Raw genomic sequence first — 20,106 nt, 5'->3', positions numbered from 1 at the left:
CGGCGAGGCAAGGGAGCAAAGAGCAGTGAACAGCGAAACCGCAACGCGCACAACCAAGACAGTGGTGGTGGTGGGCCATGGCATGGTCGGTCACCGCTTCGTCCAGGCGCTCCGCGAGCGTGACGCGACCGACCTGTGGCGTATCGAGATCGTCAGCGAGGAGATCGACCCGGCCTACGACCGGGTGGGGCTGTCCTCGTATGTCGGTGCCTGGCTTCGGGATTCTCTCGCACTCGAGGGGAACACGTACGCCGGGGACGATCGGGTCGTCACGCATCTGGGCGAGACCGTCACCGGCATCGATCGAGACGCCCGCCGGGTCGTCACCTCGAGCGGTCGCGAGATTGACTACGACGCAGTCGTTCTGGCCACCGGTTCCTACGCTTTCGTCCCGCCGGTCCCCGGTCACGACAACGACCGGTGCTTCGTCTACCGCACCCTCGACGACCTCGACGACATCCGGGCCGCGGCCGAGGCCGCCGGTCCGGGTGCGACGGGTGTGGTCGTCGGTGGCGGCCTGCTCGGACTCGAGGCCGCCAACGCACTCAAGCTCATGGGGATGACCCCGCACGTGGTGGAGTTCGCCCCGCGTCTGATGCCGATGCAGGTCGACGAGGGCGGCGGCGCGATCCTGAAGAACCTGGTGACCGAGCTCGGACTCGAGGTCCACACCGGGGTCGGGACGTCGGAGATCGCCGACGCCGAGGACGGCGGCCTGCGGGTCACGCTGTCCGACGAGTCGACGATCGACGCCTCGCTCGTGGTGTTCTCCGCCGGCGTCCGACCGCGCGATCAGCTCGCTCGGGACGCGGGACTGGCCGTCGGCGAGCGCGGCGGCGTGCTCGTCGACGCCGGTTGTGGAACCGACGACGAGAACGTCTACGCCATCGGCGAGGTCGCCGCCGTCGAAGGCCGCTGCTACGGCCTCGTCGCCCCCGGTTACTCGACCGCCGAGGTGGTCGCCGACCGTCTGCTCGGCGGGACGTCGGAGTTCCCCGGTGCCGACCTGTCCACGAAGCTGAAGCTCCTCGGCGTCGACGTGGCCAGCTTCGGGGATGCGTTCGGCACCACCGAGAACGCGCTGGAGATCACCTACCACGACGCGGTCGCCGGCCGGTACGCGAAGATCGTCGTCAGCGACGACGCGAAGACGCTGCTCGGCGGAATCCTGGTCGGCGACGCATCGGCCTACGCGATGCTCAAGCCGATGGTCGGCCGGGAGATCCCGGGCGACCCCGCTGCCCTCATCGCGCCCGAGGGCGGCGCCGCGGTGGGTATGGACGCACTGCCCGACGACGCGGAGATCTGCTCGTGCAACGGCGTCTCGAAGGGTGCCATCTGCTCGGCGATCGCCGACGGCGCGTGCGACATCGCCGCGGTCAAGGGCTGCACCTCGGCCGGCACCACCTGCGGTGGCTGCCTGCCCAGCATCAAGCAGCTGCTCGCCGCGTCCGGGGTCGAACTGAGCAAGTCGCTGTGCGACCACTTCACCCAGTCGCGCGCCGAGCTGTTCGAGATCGTCGCTGTGACCGGTATCCGGACGTTCTCCGAACTCGTCGAGCGATACGGCACCGGGCAGGGTTGCGAGATCTGCAAGCCGACGGTCGCGTCGATCCTCGCGTCGACCTCCAGCGACCACATCCTCGAGGGCGAGCAGGCCGCGCTGCAGGACACCAACGACCACTTCCTGGCGAACATGCAGAAGAACGGCTCGTACTCGGTCGTGCCGCGGATGCCCGGTGGCGAGGTCACGCCCGAGCAGCTGATCGTGATCGGTGAGATCGCGCGCGACTTCGGGCTGTACACCAAGGTCACCGGCGGCCAGCGGATCGACCTGTTCGGTGCGCGCGTCGACCAGTTGCCCGAGATCTGGCGGCGCCTCGTCGACGCCGGGATGGAGTCGGGGCAGGCGTACGGCAAGAGCCTGCGGACGGTGAAGAGTTGCGTCGGTTCGACGTGGTGCCGGTACGGCGTGCAGGACTCGGTCGGCATGGCCGTGCTCCTGGAGAAGCGGTACCGCGGACTGCGCTCACCCCACAAGATCAAGTTCGGGGTCTCGGGATGTGCCCGCGAGTGCGCCGAGGCGAGGGGCAAGGACGTCGGTGTCATCGCCACCGAGCACGGCTGGAACCTCTACGTCGGCGGCAACGGCGGCCAGAGCCCGAAGCATGCGGTGCTGCTCGCCAGCGGAGTGGATGACGAGACCCTCGTCGCCTACATTGATCGGTACCTCATGTTCTACATCCGAACAGCCGATCGACTGCAGCGCACGGCGCCGTGGCTGGAGTCGCTCGAAGGTGGTCTCGACCATCTGAAGGACGTGGTGTGTGAGGACAGCCTGGGGCTCGCCGCCGAACTCGAGGAGGCGATGGCCCGCCACGTCGGCGGTTACCAGGACGAGTGGGCCGCGGTGCTCGCGGACGAGGACAAGCTGAAGCGGTTCGTCTCGTTCGTGAATGCGCCCGATGTCGTCGACCCGACGATCCGGTTCTCCGAGTACGAGCGCAAGGCGCCGGTGCTGCTCGACATGCCGGCGGTCCGTCCGGGTGCGACCGCTCCGTCGGGCCCCGATGGAGTGAGCGAGCGACCGGTGAGAGAAGGAGTGCCCACATGACCATCGCGACAGGGGAGGCCGACACCATGTCCGCAGAGACGACACCCACCGGCGCCGCCACGGTGTGTGAGGGGAGCTGGGTGCGCGCTTGTTCGATCGACGACCTGATCGTCGGTCGCGGCGTCGCCGTGCTGGGTCCCGAGGGTGTGCAGGCCGCGCTGTTCCGTCTGCCCGCCGCCGAGTCCGATCGCGAGGCGGCGCCCGGGCGCTCCCGCCTGTACGCGATCGGCAACATCGATCCGTTCGGTCGCGCCGCGGTCCTCTCCCGGGGACTCACCGGCGACCGCGGGGGCGAACCCACCGTCGCCTCGCCGCTGGGTAAACAGGTCTTCGCGCTGCGCACCGGGATCTGCCTGGACGACGAGACGGTGTCGGTCCCCAGCTACGGTGTGCGGGTGGTCAACCGCATCGTCGAGGTGTTCTTCCCGGCGTGAACACCATGACCCCCGCCGGTGCAGACCCTGCCGGCGCAACCTCACCGGACCCCGACCCGTTGCCGCTCGCCGGTTTCACGATCGGGATCACCGCCGCGCGTCGCGCCGAGGAGTTCGCGGTACTGCTGGAACGACGCGGTGCCGAGGTGATGCAGGCGCCGACCATCCGCATCCTGCCGCTGGTCGACGACACCGAACTCGAGCGGGTGACCGAGGAACTCATCGCCCACCCGCCTGAGGTGATGGTCGCCACGACCGGTATCGGCTTCCGCGGGTGGGTCGAGGCCGCCGACGGATGGGGCAACGCCGAGGCCGTCCTACGGGCGCTGTCCGAGAGCCGGCTGATCGCACGCGGCCCGAAGGCCAAGGGCGCGATCCGGGCGGCGGGGCTGCGCGAGGAGTGGTCGCCGGAGAGCGAGTCCTCCTCGGAAGTCCTCGACCGGCTGCTGGAAGAGGGCGTCGACGGCGTTCGGATCGCGGTCCAGTTGCACGGTGCCACCAGCGAGTGGGAACCGCTGCCGGACTTCTGCACGGTGCTGCGCGCCGCCGGTGCCGAGGTGGTGCCGATCCCGGTGTACCGCTGGCACATGCACCCCGACGTGGCGCGCATCGACAAGATGATCGGTGCGGTGCTCCGCGGCGATCTCGACGCGATCACCTTCACCAGCGCCCCGGCGGCGGCGTCGATCCTGACCCGTGCCAAAGAACTCGGCAAGCTGCAGCAGTTCATCCACGCACTGCGGACCGCGGTACCGGTGATGTGCGTGGGTTCGGTGACCGCCAGTCCGCTGGAGGCGCTGCAGATCCCGACGATCTACCCGCGCCGGTTCCGTCTCGGCGCGCTCGCGCGCCTGATCACCGACGAACTGCCGCGGCGGAGCCACCTGCTGCGGGTCGCCGGGCACGACACCGCCATCCGCGGCCAGGCCGTCGTGGTCGACGGTGAGCTCCGCGAGATGTCGGCGACGAGTCTGCTCCTGCTCAAACTGTTGGCCCGCAACCCCGGTCGCGTGGTCTCGCGGCAGGAGTTGCTCGCCGGTCTGCCCGGCGACAGCTCCGACACCCATGCGGTCGAGGTCGCCGTCGCGCGACTCCGTGCCGCACTGGGGGATTCGAAGATGGTACAAACCGTCGTCAAGCGTGGTTACCGGCTCGCGGTCGACCTCGAGTACGACGCCGAAGACGAGTGAGAAGGAAGCGAGAACACATGCACGACAACCATGTACGGCTTCCGCACGGTGACCGGTTGCAGGGGTACAGCCCCGTCCTGGTCGCGCACGGGACCCGCAACCCGCACGGGGTCAACGTGATCGCCCAGATCGCCGAAGCCGTCAGCGACCGCATCGGGCTCACCCGCACCGCATTCGTCGACGTCCTCGGACCGACGCCGAGCGAGGTCATCGCCGACCTGGAACGTCCGGCGGTGCTGGTGCCCGCGTTCCTCGCCTCGGGCTACCACGTCCGCAAGGACCTGCCCGAACACGTCGAGGCCGCGGGACGGGCGGACACCGTCGTCACCCGGGCGCTGGGACCCGATCCGGCCATCGCCTCGGTCGCCCGACTCCGTCTGGCCGAAGCGGGCTGGGAACCGGGCGACGCGGTCGTGCTCGCCGCCGCCGGGTCATCGGACGAGAGTGCCTGCGGGCAGGTTCATCTGGCCGCCCGGCAGCTGGAATCGCTGATCGGCGGACGGGTCGAGGTCGGGTTCATCACGACCGCGACCCCCACTGTGCCCGAGGCCGTCGAGCGGGCCCGGCGCACGGGACGGCGGGTCGTGATCGCCAGCCACCTCCTCGCCCCGGGCCTGTTCCATCAGCGCCTGAGCACCTACGGCGCGGACGCGGTCGCCGCACCCCTGGGGCCGGACCCCAGGATCGTCGACCTGATCGTCACACGGATGCGTGCGGCCATCAGTCCGTACCGACGTGTGCCGGTCCCGCGCCACGTCTGAGCTGCCCTGCAAACCCATCCTTTTTCGGCATATCCAGCACCCTCCAAGGGGTGGGTATGCCGAGAACAGGTGGGTTTGCGGGTCGGTCACGTGGCGGGGTCCCACCGGCACTCGCGCAGTCGGATTCGCCCGTCGGTGATCGGAACACCCTCCGCCCGTAGCCGTTCCAGCTGACGTGTCGCGAGATGAGGCGCCGGCCGGCCGCCGGCGGGCACCACACGGTGCCAGGGCAGGTCGGCCGAATCGGTCCGCATGATCCAGCCGACGATCCGCGGGCTCGACAACCCGGCCGCGGCGGCCAGGTCGCCGTAGGTGCTCACCTGGCCGGCCGGGATCGCCGACACGAGTGCGCGGACCCGTTCGACCTGCTCCTCGGTGATGGCTGCCATCGTCGCCTCGACAGATGTCGTCGCTACAACAGCGATCGGACCAGCGCGGCCGCGAGCCCGGGCTCGAGGAACGGCACCATGTGGCCGCAGTCGGCGTGGTGGACGGTGACCTCGGCGCCGCGCTCGCTCGCGCACGCATCGAGGAAGGCCGGCCGCACGAACGGGGGCTGGACCTGGTCGGCGACCACCACGTGGGTGGGCACACCTGGCGGCGGAAGTACTGCGGGCCTTGCCATCTCGCTCCACGACGCCGCTGCGGCGGGTGCGCTCACCCGCCAGCCGACCCGGCCGCGCGGCCGGGGGACGAGGTGTTCGGCGAGTTCGGCCTCCATGAGCTCGTCGGGAACGGCGGCCCAGCCCTCCGCACGTTTCGCGGCGCGGGCGGTGTCGGCATCCGCGTAGTCCCAGTTGTCGAGACTGTCGGTGGCCACGTCGAGCGCGAATTCGGGGTCGAGGCCCTGCGCGGGGTCGAGCAGCACCAGCCCCTTCACCGCATCCGGGCGGCGGTTGGCCAGGTGCAACGCCAGCGCGCCACCGAACGAGTGACCCACGACGACCACCGGCTGCTCACCGGCGGGGATGTGTTCGTCGATCACCGCGGACAACGCCCGCACCTGGTGCTCGATGCTCCACGGCGGTCGCCACGGGGACCGGCCGTGACCGATCAGATCCGGCGCGACGAGGCGCACGCCGGGGAGGTGATCGGTCAGCGCTGCCCAGCGGCGGCCGTGCCCGGTGAGTCCGTGGATCGCGAGAACCGCAGGACCGCTGCCGAAGACATGCGTGTTGAGAGCTGTCACCCGTCCATCCTGCCGTACGCCGCGCGGCGGACTCCGACACAGGTCGCGGGGACACAGGTTGCGGGCACGGCCGACGTGGTCGTCGGTGGGCCGTGATTCGATGGGTGCATGAGTCGGAAACCGGGTGCCCAGACCCCGCGGAGCGCGCTGCGTGCGCGACTCGTCGCGGCCCCCGACCCGACGGACCGGCCCCGGCACTGGCCACCGTCGGTGGCGCAGGTGATCGACCCGCCCACGAGTCGGCCGGCGGACGAGGAGCAGGCGTGGCGCCCGGTGCGGGTGCACGGCGGCCCAGGGAGCGGGAAGACCGCGCTGATCGTCGACGCCGCGGTCGCCCGCCTGCTCGATCCCGCCACCGACCCGGAGTCGGTCCTCGTCCTGGCGTCGAGCCGGCGCGCCGCCGTCGCGCTCCGGGAGGAGATCACCCGGCGCGTCCTGTCCGCGGGCTCGGGCGGTCGCCGGGTGCTCGGCGGTGCGCTGCGCGAGCCGCTGGTGCGGACCGTGCACTCCTACGCCTTCGCGATCCTCCGCTTACAGGCGCAGGCCCACAACAATCCGCCGCCGCGCCTCATCACGGGGTCCGAACAGGATGTCGTCCTGCGTGAACTGCTCGCCGGTGACATCGAGGACGGCGCCGGGTACTGGCCTGTCCACCTACGGCCCGCGCTGGGCACCGACGGGTTCGCCCAGGCGTTGCGGGACCTGATTATGCGCGCCGCCGAACGCGGAGTGGGTCCGGAACAGCTTGCCGCGCTGGGGCGTACGCACAAACGGCCGGAGTGGTCCGCGGCCGCCCGGGCCTACGCGCAGTACGAGCAGAACATGCTGCTGCGCGGGGCGGTCGGGCTCGAGACCCCGGGGGCCTCGGCGCCCGCGGTCGACGCGGCCGAATTGATCGGGTCGGCCCTGTCGGCCTTCGCCACCGATCCCGACCTGCTGAGCGGCGAGCGCCGTCGTATCCGGCATCTGCTGGTCGATGACGCACAGCATCTCGACCCGCAGGCGGCGCAGCTCATCACGCTGGTCGGCACCGGAACCCTCTCGACGATCATCGCCGCCGACACCGACCAGTCCGTGTTCGGATTCCGGGGTGCGAGTCCGCGATTCGCGAACGGGCTGGCCGAACCGGGCAGCCCGTTCGACATCCTGCTGGAACACGATCACCGCGCCCGTCCCGAGCTGTCCCGCCTCGGGCGCGCGATCGCCGCCCGGCTGCCCGGCGCTCGCCCGCACCCGTATCCCGACCCGGTGACGGATTCGGCCGACGCCGACCCGGGCGCGGCCGATGTTGAAGGCGCGGCCGCGGTGCGCGTGTACGGGTCTGCCGCGAAAGAGGCCACCGCCATCGCCGACCTCCTGCGGCGTGCGCATCTGTTCGACGGGGTCCCGTGGTCGCAGATGGCGGTCGTCGTCCGGTCGGTGTCCCTGGCCCTGCCGCCGCTCCGACGCGCCTTCCGGTCCGCGGGCGTACCCCTGACGACGCCCGCGAGCGACCTGCCCCTGCATCGGCAACGAGCCGTCATCGGACTGATGCTGGTGCTGCGCGCCGTCGCCGCGCGGGCGGCCGCGGAAACAGGTACCGACCTGTCCGACCCCGACCCCACCGACTCTGCCACCACCGACCTTTTCACCACCGAGGACACGCTCACGTTGCTGTCCGGTCCGATCGGGGCGGCCGACCCGGGCTCGATGCGCCGTCTCCGACGCGGTGTGCGGCGTCTCGACGATGCCGACGACCCAGCGGGACAACCGGATTCGCTCACGTCGCTGACCCGCGCCATCCTCGACCCCGAGGTCGGCGCGCGCTATCGCCGACGGCTCACCGAGACCGAGGCGGCGCCGCTGGCCCGCGTGCTGGACGTCGTCGGTGCGGCCCAGCGGGTCCATGACGCGCGCCGCGGGATCGAGGAGACCCTGTGGTCGGCGTGGCAGGCCACGGGACTCGAGCGGCGGTGGGCGGCATCGGCTGTCCGCGGCGGCCCGGCCGGTGAACAGGCCGACCGCGATCTGGACGCGGTCATGGCGATGTTCGAATCCGCCGCGGATTTCACCGACACGCTGCCCGCGGCCGGGCCCGCCGGATTCGTGCACTACCTGTCCCAGTTGCAGATCCCGCGCGACAGCCGAACAGCCACCGCCGCAACCGAGTCGGTGACCGTGCTGTCCGCGCACGCCGCGGTGGGGCGGGAATGGGAGGTCGTCGCCGTCGCCGGGGTCCAGGACGGACTGTGGCCGTCGCTGCGCAGCCGGGGTGGCGTTCTCGCCACCGGGCAACTCGTCGACCTCCTCGACGGCATGGCCGCCGACGCCGTGGACACCGTCGCCCGTGGGGCGACGGCACTCGCCGACGAGCGTCGGCTCTTCCTCGTCGCCTGCACCAGGGCCCGCAACCGGCTGCTCGTGACCGCGGTCGAGGACGGCAGCGGGGACGCCTCGCCGTCGCGGTTCATCACCGAGCTCGCAGATCTGTTGGGGGACACCGACGATCCGGCCGAGTCGGCCCGCGCCGAGGTACGGCTCGATCCAGGCGTCGACCGGGTGCTCTCGTTGCCGTCCCTCGTCGCGACACTGCGGTCGGCGGTGATCGCCGGCGTCGATGAACCCGATGCACCCCGGACGAAGGCCGCGGCGCGTCTGCTGGCCGAGCTCGCCGACTCCGACATCCCGGGTGCGCACCCGCGCGACTGGTTCGGGCTCGCCGCACCCAGCACCGACGATCCGCTGTGGACGCCGGAGTCGGGGGCGCTGACGCTCTCGCCGTCGAATGTCGATGCACTGACCCGCTGTTCGCTGCGGTGGGTGCTCGAACGCAACGGCGGCCGCGACGGCGACGGCACTCCCGCGCTGACCGGCAGTCTCGTGCACACGCTCGTCCAGGCGGTCGCCGGCCAGCTCGATCCGGACGAGGTGACGGCGGCGCTGCGCGGCATCTGGGAACGCGTCGACACCGGGGCGGGCTGGTACTCGGCTCGCGAACTCGAACGGGCTGAGGGCATGCTCGGGCACTTCCGGGAGTGGCTGCGCATCTCGCGTGCCGATCTCGAGGAGGTGGGCGTCGAATTGCCGATCGACGCAACCATTCCCGCGGCGACCGGGCCGGATTCCGATGAGCCCGCGGTCCGTCTGCGCGGACGTGTCGACCGTCTCGAGACCGATGGCGCCGGCCGGCCGGTCGTCGTCGACGTGAAGACCTCGAAGAACCCCATCACCAAGGCCGATTCCGATGAGCACGCGCAGATGGCGGCCTATCAGGTGGCGCTGGCGCACGGCGGGGTGCCCCAGTTCGGCGACGTTGCGCCGGGCGGCGCCCGACTCGTCTACGTGTCGACCGCGAACCGCAATTCCGGTGCGGCCGAACGTGTTCAGTCGCCGCTCACGCCGGAGTTGCTGGACGAGTGGATCGGGGTGGTGCGTCGCGCGGCCCGGGCGAGTATCGGTCCGACGTACAGCGCGACGCCCAACCCGGGCTGTGTGCACTGCAACCTCACCACCAGCTGTCCGGCCCAGATCCCGGGGAAGGCGGTGACCGATGACTGACCTGCAGGATCGGACCGAACGGCCGCTGGTCGGGGCGAAGTCGCTGGCCGCGGCGCTGGGTCTGCCCGATCCCACGCCCGAGCAGGTGGCGGTGATCGAGGCACCCATGGAGCCGATGCTCGTCGTCGCCGGAGCCGGGGCCGGCAAGACCGAGACGATGGCCTCACGCGTGGTGTGGCTGGTGGCCAACCAGCTCGTGGCCCCCGACGAGATCCTCGGACTCACCTTCACGCGCAAGGCCGCGAGCGAACTCGGCGCCCGCATCCGGCGTCGGCTCTCGATGCTCGCCGGGTCGCCGGCGCTGCGGAACTGGGATCCCGACGGCGCGTTGGCCGCCCGCCTGCGCGGCGCCGACCCCGAGGTGAGCACCTATCACGCCTACGCCGGCCGGCTGATCGCCGACTACGGGCTGCTGCTGCCGGTGGAACCGTCGTCGACGCTGCTCACCGAGACCGAGCTCTGGCAGCTCGCGTTCTCCCTCGTCTCCGCGTGGCCGGGCGAGCTGAACACCAAGAAGGTGCCGGCGAGTGTCACCGAGGCGGTGCTCAAGCTGTACGGCGAGATGTCCGAGCACCTCGTCGACATCGCCGACCTCGCGCAAGCGGGTTCGACGCTGTACGAGCTCGTCGACACCCTGCCGAAGGGCCCCAAGCAGCGCGACAAACCGACCCAGGCGCTGCTGAAGGTCCAGGAGGTCATCGACGAACGTCGCGAGCTGATCCCGATGGTCATCGCGCTGGGCGAGACGATGCGCGCCCAGTCCGCGCTCGACTTCGGCAGCCAGATGTCGCTGGCGGCACGGCTGGTGGTGTCCAATTCCGAGGTCGTGACCGCCGAGCGCACCGCCTTCCGCGCGGTTCTCCTCGACGAGTACCAGGACACCGGCCACTCGCAACGGGTGTTGCTGTCGACCCTGTTCGGCGGGCACGGCCGCGCGCCGGTCGCGGTCACCGCGGTCGGCGACCCCATCCAGTCCATCTACGGGTGGCGTGGCGCCTCGGCGGCCAACCTGCCGCGGTTCGCGCGCGACTTCCCACGACCCGACGGGACCCCGGCCCGGCGCCTCGAACTGCTCACCAGCTGGCGCAACTCGGCCCAGGGGTTGCGGTTGGCCAATCAGATCTCCGAGGAGCTCCGACGCCGCGGTATCCCGGTCAGTGTGCTCCGGCCGCGTCCCGATGCCCCGCACGGAACGGCGTCGATCGCCCTGACCGAAACGGTTCTGGACGAACGGAACTGGATCGCCGACGCCATCGAGGAACGCTACCGGGCGGCCGAGGCCGCAGACGTGGCGCCGCCGACGACTGCGATCCTGGTGCGCCGCAACGAGGATTCGGCGCCGCTGGCCGCCGAGCTCGAGAGTCGGGGCATCCCCACCGAGGTGGTCGGCATCGGCGGGCTGCTGCACGTCCCGGAGATCGAGGACATCGTCGCGACCCTGCGCGTGATGGCCGACCCGATGGCCGGGACCGCGGTCATGCGTCTGCTCACCGGGGCCCGCTGGCGGCTCGGCGCCAAGGACCTCGCCGCGCTGTGGCGTCGGGCCACCAACCTGGCGGCGGAGAGTTTCGCCGAGGCGGGCGGGGTGGTCACCAGCAGGGAAGCGCTCGACGCCGCACTCGACGCGGTGCTGCCCACCGAGATCGTCGACCGGGCGGGCATCGCCGACGCCGTCGTCGACCCGGGCGAGGCCACCGACTACAGCCCCGAGGGTTACGCCCGCATCCGGGCGTTCGGTGCGCAGTTGGAGTCACTGCGCCGTCGCATCGGACAACCGCTGCCCGAACTCGTCGCCGACGTGGAGAACACGATCGGGGTCGGCGTCGAGGCGCAGATCCGGGCACGCCGCATGCGGGGTGCGATCACGGGACGCGAACATCTCGACGCCTTCGCCGACTACGTCAGTCATTACGCCGATCGTCCGGGAGCGAATCTGCCTGGGCTGCTCGCCTTCCTGGATGCTGCCGAGACCATCGAGAAGGGGCTCGAACCGGGCCGCATCGAGGTGGCCGAACAGCGGGTGCAGATCCTCACCGTGCACGCGGCCAAGGGCCTGGAATGGGATGTCGTCGCGATCCCGCACCTGGCGAAGGGGATCTTCCCCAGCGCCAAGGCCGACACCACGTGGCTGGGCAGTGCGCGCGAACTCCCGGCCGACCTCCGCGGCGATCTGGCCATCCCGGCCGAGGCGGCCGACGGTGCGCCGGAGGGGTTCCCGATCCTGAAGATCGACACCGTCGCCGACCGCAAGCAGCTCGAGGACGCCCTGACCGACCACAAGGCCGCGATCGGCGAACGGCGACTCGAGGAAGATCGGCGGCTGCTCTATGTGGCGCTCACCCGCGCCCGGCACGACCTGCTGATCTCGGCCCATCACTGGTCGGAGACCGGCGACAAGCCGCGCGGCGGTTCGGATTTCTTCGACGAGTTGATGACCGGCATCGATGAGGCGATCGCCGACCCGAGCGCCGACTCGACCGGTCTGTCGATCGCGGTGCGTACGCCACCGCGCGAGCCGGACAGCCCGAATCCGCTGGCCGAACGCGCGATCGCGGCACCGTGGCCGCGCGATCCGCTCGCCGGCCGCCGCGACTCGGTACAGCGGGCGGCCGATCTGGTCGCCGACGCCATCGCCGGCCGCGCGGCGCCCGCGCTGTTCGACACACCTGCTGCCCAGTCCGGCCCCGCCGACGCCGAGACCCCCGCAACGCCACCGGCCGACCCCGCGGACGAGATCGGGGCGTGGGAGGCCGAGGTGTCGGCCCTGCTCGCCGAGCACCATCAGGCCAACCAGGCGCTCGTCGAGGTGTCGTTGCCGACCCATCTGTCCGTCAGCCAGCTGGTCGAACTCGACGCCGACGAGGCCGAGTTCGCTCGCCGGCTCCGCCGGCCCACCCCGTTCCGGCCCAACCCGATGGCCCGGCGCGGCACCGCGTTCCACGCCTGGGTGGAACGCTGGTTCGGGGCGACACGGCTCCTCGACATCGACGAACTGCCCGGCGCCGCCGACGCGACCGCGAGCCCGGACGCCGATCTCGAGGAACTGCGGGCCGCGTTCCTCTCCTCGCCGTGGGCGAATCGCAGCCCGACCGAGGTGGAGGTGCCCTTCGAGACCGTCATCGGCGGGATCGTCGTGCGCGGACGGATCGACGCGGTCTTCGCCGAGAAGGACGGTTCGTGGACGGTCGTGGACTGGAAGACCGGTGTGATCCCCGAACCCGCCCGCCGGGAATCACTCTTCATCCAGCTCGCCGCGTACCGCCTGGCGTGGGCGCAGCTGGCCGGGGTGGAGCCGACCAAGGTTCGCGCCGCGTTCCACTATGTGCGCGACGGGCACACCCTGGAGGCCGACGACCTGCCCGACGAGGCGACCCTCGCCGCGAAGCTGGCCCGCTGAGCGCGCCGGTGCCCCGGGACAGCTCCCGCCACATGCCTTGTGATGCCCCGAGGTGGGCTACATTGCAGCGTGTGAGCGAACTCGACGTGCGCGTGCGTGCCGGTGGCTAACCGTCTGCGCCGACGCTTCGGCGGTACCGAGCTGGCCAACCGGCCCGACCACGCACTGGTCGGCGTCGTCCGCATCCCCGAACTCCAGCAGAGCCCGAGCCGGGCGATCGGTCGGCGCGTCTTCTGGGCGACCCTGGCCCTGCTGTTCACCTCGGTCGTGGTCTGGCTGGATCGCGCCGGCTATCGCGATGCCCAGGACAACGAGTTGTCGTACCTGGACGCGCTCTACTACTCCGCGGTGACCCTTTCCACGACCGGCTACGGCGACATCACACCGATCACCCCGTTCGCCCGTTTCATCAACCTCGTCATCATCACGCCGTTGCGCGTGCTGTTCCTGATCGTGCTGATCGGTACCACCCTCGAGGTGCTCACCGAACGGTCGCGCCAGGCGCTCAAGATCCAGCGTTGGAGGAATACCGTGCGCAATCACACCGTGGTCATCGGCTACGGCACCAAGGGCCGCACCGCGGTGGACGCCATGCGGGGCGACGGCATCAAGCCCTCCGAGATCGTCGTCGTCGACGCGGACGCCACCGTGCTCGAGGCGGCCGCCTCCGACGGGCTGGTCACCGTGCGCGGCGACGCCACCAAGTCGGATGTGCTCCGCCTCGCCGGTGTCGCGCACGCCGCCAGCATCGTCGTCGCCACCAGCCGCGACGACACCGCGGTCCTCGCCACGCTCACCGCCCGCGAACTCAATCCGCGGGCGAAGATCGTCGCGTCGATCCGGGAGTCGGAGAACACCCACCTGATGCGCCAGTCCGGCGCCAACTCGGTGGTGGTGTCGTCGGAGACCGCCGGCCGCCTCCTCGGGATCGCGACGATGACCCCGTCGGTGGTCGAGGTGATCGAGGACCTCCTCACCCCGGATGCCGGCTACGCCATCGCCGAGCGCGAGGTCGACCCGACCGAGACCGGCGGATCGCCCGCCCACACCCGCGACATCGTCCTGGGTGTCGTGCGGAACGGTGTGCTGCACCGCGTCGACGACAGCGAGGTCGAACAGATCGAAGTCGGTGACCGGCTGCTGTACGTCCGCACCAACCCCAACGACGACTGATCGTTCCGTCATCGAGAAAGGCCGTGTCACCGTGCATTTCGACATGCCCCAGCCGCCGCTGCTGTCGCGGGCGGTGTTCGACCGGGCGGACGCGATCCGCGACGACGCCGAGCGGATGGCCGCCGGCTGGCCGACGGCCAAGGTGCTGTTGATCGACGCGGCCGGCCGCTACCCGGTCACCGATTCCGGTGCGCTGCACTGGGTTGCGGCTCCGACCGTGGCCGAGGCGCCACCGGGGGATGCGGTGATCCTCGGATTCGATGGGTCGGGCGGCGCCGGTGGAGCCGACCTGTGGACGCGCCGGGTGGACCACATCGACGGGCCGACCGATGACGCCCGGCGCGGTGCGACGCGACTGTCCGCCGACGAGGCGGGGCTCCTCGCGACCGCCCTGGGAATCCTGAACTGGCATGCGACCGCGAGTCATTCACCGGTCGACGGTTCCGTCACCCGGCCGGCCCGCGGTGGGTGGGTCCGGCGCAGTGTGGATTCCGGTCGCGACGAGTTCCCGCGGACCGACCCGGCGATCATCACCGTCGTCCACGACGGCGCCGATCGCATCCTGCTCGGCCGCCAGTCGGTGTGGCCGCAGGGTTGGTATTCGACGCTGGCCGGCTTCGTCGAGCCGGGGGAGTCGCTCGAACAGTGCGTCCTGCGCGAGGTGTACGAAGAGGTCGGGATCGTGGTGCGGGAACCGCGCTACCTCGGCAGTCAGCCGTGGCCGTTCCCGAGGTCGCTGATGCTGGGATTCGCCGCACTCGGCGACCCGGCCGACGAGTTGGCGTTCCTCGACGGCGAGATCGGCGATGCGCAGTGGTTCCATCGCGACGAGGTCCGGGCGGCGCTGACCCGGGGCGACGGCTGGTCCCGCGCCGAGGCGCCGGGTTCCGACGACGCCGACCGTCTGCGCCTCCCCGGATCGATCTCGATCGCTCGTTCGATGATCGAGGCCTGGGCGGCCGGATAGACGGGCCGCCGTCGCGCTGGACTCATCGCCGGCCGACCGGACTCAGACGCCCAGCTTCGCCTTCACGTCGGCGATCGACGGGTTGGTGGCGGTGGTGCCGTCGGCGTAGAGGACTGTCGGGACGACATGGTTGCCGCCGTTCACGCTGCCCACGAACTCGGCGGCGTCCGGGTTCAGCTCGATGTCGATCTCCTGCCAGCTGATACCGCTGCTCTTGAGGCCGCGCTTGAGGCGCGCGCAGAAGCCGCACCACGACGTGGTGTACATGGTCAGCTCACCGGAGTCGGAGGTGCGGGCGCCGGCCTCGTCGTCGATCACGTTGCTCATGGGTCCCATAACACCATGTCCGGGCCTGCTGTTCCCGTCCGCGTTGTTCGCCTGCCGGCGGCGTCGGTGGTTGGTGACATAGTGGACGCCGTGCCTCATCCGACTTCTGCCGCGAAACCCGAGTCCCCGCGTCGTGCCGCGGTGTCGGCGAGTGGTGGCGCGGTCGAGGGACTCGACCCCGAGCAGAGCGCCGCAGTCCTGGCGCCGCGCGGACCGGTGTGCGTGCTGGCCGGGGCGGGCACGGGCAAGACCCGGACCATCACCAGGCGCATCGCCCACCTCGTCGACACCGGCCAGGTCAATCCCGGCCAGGTCCTGGCGGTCACCTTCACCGCCCGCGCCGCCGGCGAGATGCGCACCCGCCTGCGCAGTCTCGGTGTCGGCGGTACGGGGGGCAGCGTCGCGGCCCAGACCTTCCACGCGGCCGCCATGCGTCAGCTGCGGTACTTCTGGCCGCGTGCCTTCGGTGACGCCCGGTGGGAGCTCCTGGACAACAAGTTCCCGCTCATCTCGCGGGCGGCTCGCCGCTCCGGCCTCGACACCTCGACCGACACGCTGCGAGACCTGTCGTCGGAGATCGAGTGGGCCAAGGCCTCGCTGATCTCACCGGAGAACTACGTCGAGGCGGTCGGCCGGCTCGGCCGCGAGTCCCCGGCACCGCCGCCGAAGGTCGCGGCCGTGTACGGGCACTACGAGGACGCCAAGGTCTCGCCCGACGGGGACCGGTTGCTCGATTTCGACGACATGCTCATCTACATGACCCAGATCCTCACCGTCGAACCGGGCGCCGCGGACGAATTCCGTTCGCGGTACCGGTGTTTCGTCGTCGACGAGTACCAGGACGTGACGCCGGTGCAGCAGGGTCTGCTGGACGCCTGGCTCGGGGAACGCGACGACCTGACGGTCGTCGGTGACGCCAACCAGACGATCTACACGTTCACCGGTGCCTCGCCGAACCATCTCTTGGATTTCAGTCGCCGGTTCCCGGAGGCCACGGTCGTCCGTCTCGAGCGCGACTACCGGTCCACCCCGCAGGTCGTCGATCTGGCGAACCGCGTCATCGGCGCCGCCCGGGGGCGCATCGCGGGAACCCGCCTGCAGCTCATCGGACAGCGCCCGCCCGGGCCGGCGCCGCAGTTCGCCGAGTACGACGACGAGCCCGCCGCCGCGACGGCGATCGCCATCGAGATCAAACACCTCATCAGATCGGGGGTCGCGCCCGCCGAGATCGCGATCCTGTACCGCGTCAACGCACAGTCCGAGAACTACGAGCAGGCCCTGACCGAGGTGGGCATCCCGTACCAGGTGCGCGGCGGCGAGGCGTTCTTCGCGCGCACCGAGGTCCGGCAGGCCATGCGGCAGCTCGCGACGGTCGCTGGCCGCGAGGTCAGACCCGACGTGGAGCTCCTCGACGTCGTACGCGCGGTGCTGGGCGAGCTGGGTCTCAGCGAGGAGCAGCCGTCCGGTGCGCAGGCGCGTAGCCGGTGGGAATCACTGAAAGCGCTGGTTCAGCTGACCGAGGACATGGTCGCCGAGAACCCGGAACTGACGCTGCCGCAGCTGTCGGCAGAACTCGCCGCCCGCGCCGAGGCGCGCCATCCCCCGACGGTGCAGGGCGTGACGCTGTCGTCGCTGCATGCGGCCAAGGGACTCGAGTGGGATGCGGTGTTCCTCGTCGGACTCACCGACGGGTCGCTGCCCATCAGCCAGGCGATCAAGGGGTCCTGGGAAGAGGTCGAGGAAGAGCGGCGACTGTTCTATGTCGGAGTGACGCGTGCCCGCGAGCACCTGCACCTGTCGTGGGCCCTGGCCCGCAACGAGGGCGGCCGTGCCCGGCGTCGCTCGCGGTTCCTCGCCGACCTCGTGCCCGACGACTCACCCGCGTCGCCGATCGCGAAGGAGCGCGCGCCCCGCCGCGGACCGACCTGCCGGGTCTGCGGTTCCCGGTTGATGGATTCGACCGCGACGCTGCTCGGTCGCTGCGCCGGGTGCCCGTCGGATCTGGACGAAGGACTGCTGGTCTCGCTCAAGGAGTGGCGTCGCGAGCGGGCCCAGGAGAAAAAGGTGCCGGCCTTCGTCGTCTTCTCCGACAAGACGCTCACCGCGATCGCCGAGCAACGACCGACCGATACCGCTGCGCTGGTGGCGATCTCGGGAATCGGGGCGAAGAAGGTCGACGAGTACGGCGCCGACATCATCGAACTCGTCAAAACCGCAGGTCAAAAATAGGTTGTGCGGGTTTCGGCCCAGCGTCTACTCTGAGTCCCGTCAGTACGGGGATGGGTTGTGTGCGTCCGTCACACCGGCCCGCCACAGTCACCGACGACCGACACGAACGCGGAAAGCCACGAGACCAGAAGGGAGTGGATCAGTGAACGGAATCACCGTGAGCCAGGCCGGCATCTGCCAGTCTGCGGCGAACCTGAGAGCAGCCGACACGTATGCGCCGAAATTGCATGCGCTGAAGCCGAATCAGCCCGCCATCGCGCGTACCGGTCGCACCCGCTCCTGGATGCCGGTCGCCCGAGCGTGCACGAGCTTTGCACGCCCGGTCGCCGTTCCGCCGGCGGCTCTGCACCTGACAGCCGAAGCGCGCGTCGCGCGAATCGCACCGCCCGCAGCAGTAGCAGCCGCGCCGCGTCGGTTCCCCGTTCTGTTCCGAAGTTCCCGGAGTTAGATCTCCGAGACATTCCGGGCCACGGGCGAATCGCAGAGGCGACACCCGTGGCCCTCTTTTTCTGTCACCGAATCTCCACCCCGATCCAGGGGTCTCGGACACAGAGCCACATCGAGGACTCGGGTTCAACACCCCAAACGAGCAGATGTGGAGAAACCAATGACTGTCGAATGCGTCCTCGAGTCCTGTATGTCGGCGGACCGCGCAGCGACCGCCCGGCTCGACCTGCCCTGCCAGGTCGCCGACGCAGATCTGTGGTTCGCCGAAGACCCCCGTGACCTCGAGCGTGCCAAGGCCATGTGCGCCGAATGCCCGTTGCGGGCCCAGTGCCTGCAGGCCGCACTCGATCGATCCGAGCCCTGGGGGGTCTGGGGAGGCGAGATCTTCGAGCGCGGAGCCGTCATCGCGCGCAAGCGTCCCCGCGGTCGCCCGCGTAAGAACGTTGCATGACAACAAAACCGACGCCGCGAGCAGAAATGCTCGCGGCGTCGGTGTCGTGTCTGCGGGGTGGGGTCAGTCGCCCAGGCCGGGGACCCACTCCTCCATGATGGCCCGGTACGGGGCATGCGCCTCGAGCTGCGAGGCGATGCCGACGCAGCCCCCGAGCACGCGGAAGACCATCACGAAACGCTTGGGCACGTTCAGGTTTCGTGACGTCTTGTACACCTCGCCGCGAACATCGGTGGCCTTGCCCGCGGCCCGCTGCATCCACTTCCGGGTGAAGTGGAACGACTCGCTGTAGAGCGGATCGACGTAGGGACGCAGGTAGGCCTCGAGGTCGGCACTCGTCACCTTGTTCGCGTGGGACGGGCGGATGAACTCGGCGGAGATCATGAGTTCTTTGAGTTCGTCGTACTTCTTGTCCCGCGCCAGACGGAGAATCGGTCCGGTCTCGGGCGGGAGGCCTTCCGGATAGTGGCCGACCGCACCGAAGTCGAGTACGCCGAACCGCCCGTCGGTGGCCCGGAAGAAGTTGCCCGGATGCGGATCGCCGTGGAGGAGTCCGACCCGGTACGGCGAGCTGACCTCGAATTCGGCCATTTTCGCGGCGGCGTCGTCGCGGGTCTGCTGGTCCCCGGTGGTGATGATCTTCGACAGCGGGACGCCGTCGACCCACTCCGAGACGACGACCTTGGGTGCACTCGCGACGACCTTGGGGATGAGGAAGTCGGGATGGCCGTCGTAGGCCTTGGCGAAGGCGCGCTGATTGTCGGCCTCGCCGAGATAATCGAGTTCGGCCTCGGTCCGGTCGATGAGTTCGTCCATCATCGCCTTGACGTCGGTGCCGGGGGACAGGCGCTGCAGGAGTCCGGACATGCGGGACAGGGTCTTCAGATCGGCCTTCAGTGCGTGGTCGGCCCCGGGGTACTGGACCTTGACCGCGACCTCACGGCCGTCCGACCAAATTCCTTTGTGTACTTGTCCGATCGACGCCGATGCCGCGGGCTCGTCGGAGAATTCCCGGAAACGCTCGCGCCACCGGGTGCCGAGCTGCTGGTCGAGCACCTTGTGGACCTTCGCGGCCGGCATGGGCGGGGCGTCGGCCTGCAACTTGGTGAGCGCTTCGCGGAACGGCTCGCCGAACTCGTCGGGGATCGCGGCTTCCATGATCGAGAGCGCCTGCCCGACCTTCATGGCGCCGCCCTTGAGTTCGCCGAGAACGGCGAACAGTTGTTCGGCGGACTTCTCCAGGAGCTCCTGGTTGACCTCGTCCTTGTCCCTTCCGACCATGCGCTTGCCGAAACCGGCAGCAGCCCGCCCGGCCATACCGATCGGAAGAGAGGCCAGTTTCGCGTTGCGGCGACCCTGTCCTTTGGTGATGTCGGTCATAGCATCCTTT

At 70.2% G+C, this 20,106-nt stretch carries 14 protein-coding genes; 10 read left to right on the top strand and 4 right to left on the bottom strand.

Translation table 11 applies throughout. The annotated features are described in order from the left end of the window. Positions 1–25 precede the first annotated feature (25 nt). Genes nirB through GR168_RS16820 form a run of 4 tightly spaced genes read left to right on the top strand, consistent with a single transcriptional unit; the run spans position 26 to position 4,999 of the window. Entirely contained in the window at positions 26–2,614 is a 2,589-nt protein-coding gene (gene nirB / locus GR168_RS16835) for a nitrite reductase large subunit NirB (protein WP_159371275.1), read from the top strand. A gap of 26 nt (positions 2,615–2,640) precedes the next feature. Then, entirely contained in the window at positions 2,641–3,048 is a 408-nt protein-coding gene (gene nirD / locus GR168_RS16830; protein WP_175404326.1) for a nitrite reductase small subunit NirD, read from the top strand. A 5-nt stretch (positions 3,049–3,053) separates the two neighbouring features. Then, positions 3,054–4,238: a uroporphyrinogen-III synthase gene (locus GR168_RS16825; RefSeq protein WP_058252010.1), complete on the top strand. Its 1,185-nt coding sequence runs from the start codon at positions 3,054–3,056 to the stop codon at positions 4,236–4,238. Between the two features lie 17 nt (positions 4,239–4,255). Further along, entirely contained in the window at positions 4,256–4,999 is a 744-nt protein-coding gene (locus tag GR168_RS16820; protein ID WP_159371273.1) for a sirohydrochlorin chelatase, read from the top strand. A gap of 86 nt (positions 5,000–5,085) precedes the next feature. Here GR168_RS16820 and GR168_RS16815 read toward each other — a convergent pair whose 3' ends face one another. After that, complete coding sequence (locus GR168_RS16815) at positions 5,086–5,388, bottom strand: MGMT family protein (protein ID WP_058251895.1); 303 nt, start codon at positions 5,386–5,388, stop codon at positions 5,086–5,088. 23 nt (positions 5,389–5,411) lie between these two features. Beyond that, positions 5,412–6,188 (bottom strand): alpha/beta fold hydrolase, encoded by a 777-nt coding sequence (locus GR168_RS16810; protein ID WP_159371272.1) that lies wholly within the window; start codon positions 6,186–6,188, stop codon positions 5,412–5,414. Between the two features lie 108 nt (positions 6,189–6,296). Between GR168_RS16810 and GR168_RS16805 the strand changes: the two genes are divergently transcribed. From GR168_RS16805 to nudC, 4 genes are all read left to right on the top strand, one after another. After that, positions 6,297–9,725 carry an ATP-dependent DNA helicase gene (locus GR168_RS16805; protein ID WP_159371271.1) on the top strand — a complete coding sequence of 1,143 codons (3,429 nt, stop codon included), beginning with the start codon at positions 6,297–6,299 and terminating at the stop codon, positions 9,723–9,725. After that, positions 9,718–13,122 (top strand): UvrD-helicase domain-containing protein, encoded by a 3,405-nt coding sequence (locus GR168_RS16800; RefSeq protein WP_159371270.1) that lies wholly within the window; start codon positions 9,718–9,720, stop codon positions 13,120–13,122. Before GR168_RS16805 ends, GR168_RS16800 begins: the two co-directional genes overlap by 8 nt. Positions 13,123–13,224: 102 nt before the next feature. Then, complete coding sequence (locus tag GR168_RS16795; protein WP_058252009.1) at positions 13,225–14,295, top strand: potassium channel family protein; 1,071 nt, start codon at positions 13,225–13,227, stop codon at positions 14,293–14,295. Between the two features lie 31 nt (positions 14,296–14,326). Beyond that, positions 14,327–15,262 carry an NAD(+) diphosphatase gene (gene nudC / locus GR168_RS16790; protein ID WP_159371269.1) on the top strand — a complete coding sequence of 312 codons (936 nt, stop codon included), beginning with the start codon at positions 14,327–14,329 and terminating at the stop codon, positions 15,260–15,262. Between the two features lie 42 nt (positions 15,263–15,304). On the opposite strand, the gene GR168_RS16785 is transcribed toward nudC, so the two are convergent. After that, positions 15,305–15,589, bottom strand: coding sequence for a mycoredoxin (locus tag GR168_RS16785; protein WP_058251890.1), 285 nt, complete (start codon positions 15,587–15,589; stop codon positions 15,305–15,307). Between the two features lie 81 nt (positions 15,590–15,670). Between GR168_RS16785 and GR168_RS16780 the strand changes: the two genes are divergently transcribed. Together GR168_RS16780 and GR168_RS16775 are read left to right on the top strand one after the other, a co-directional pair. Further along, entirely contained in the window at positions 15,671–17,818 is a 2,148-nt protein-coding gene (locus tag GR168_RS16780) for an ATP-dependent DNA helicase UvrD2 (protein WP_078113374.1), read from the top strand. 607 nt (positions 17,819–18,425) lie between these two features. Beyond that, the gene (locus tag GR168_RS16775; protein ID WP_058251888.1) at positions 18,426–18,716 is read left to right on the top strand and encodes a WhiB family transcriptional regulator; all 291 of its coding nucleotides are present in this window, start codon (positions 18,426–18,428) and stop codon (positions 18,714–18,716) included. 63 nt (positions 18,717–18,779) lie between these two features. On the opposite strand, the gene GR168_RS16770 is transcribed toward GR168_RS16775, so the two are convergent. Next, positions 18,780–20,096: an AarF/UbiB family protein gene (locus GR168_RS16770; RefSeq protein WP_058251887.1), complete on the bottom strand. Its 1,317-nt coding sequence runs from the start codon at positions 20,094–20,096 to the stop codon at positions 18,780–18,782. Positions 20,097–20,106: the final 10 nt, after the last annotated feature.

The organism is Gordonia sp. JH63 (assembly GCF_009856645.1).
Lineage (GTDB): Bacteria > Actinomycetota > Actinomycetes > Mycobacteriales > Mycobacteriaceae > Gordonia > Gordonia hongkongensis.
The sequence above is the reverse complement of the archived record's forward strand: the minus strand, read 5'-3'. Positions and strand labels throughout refer to the sequence as shown.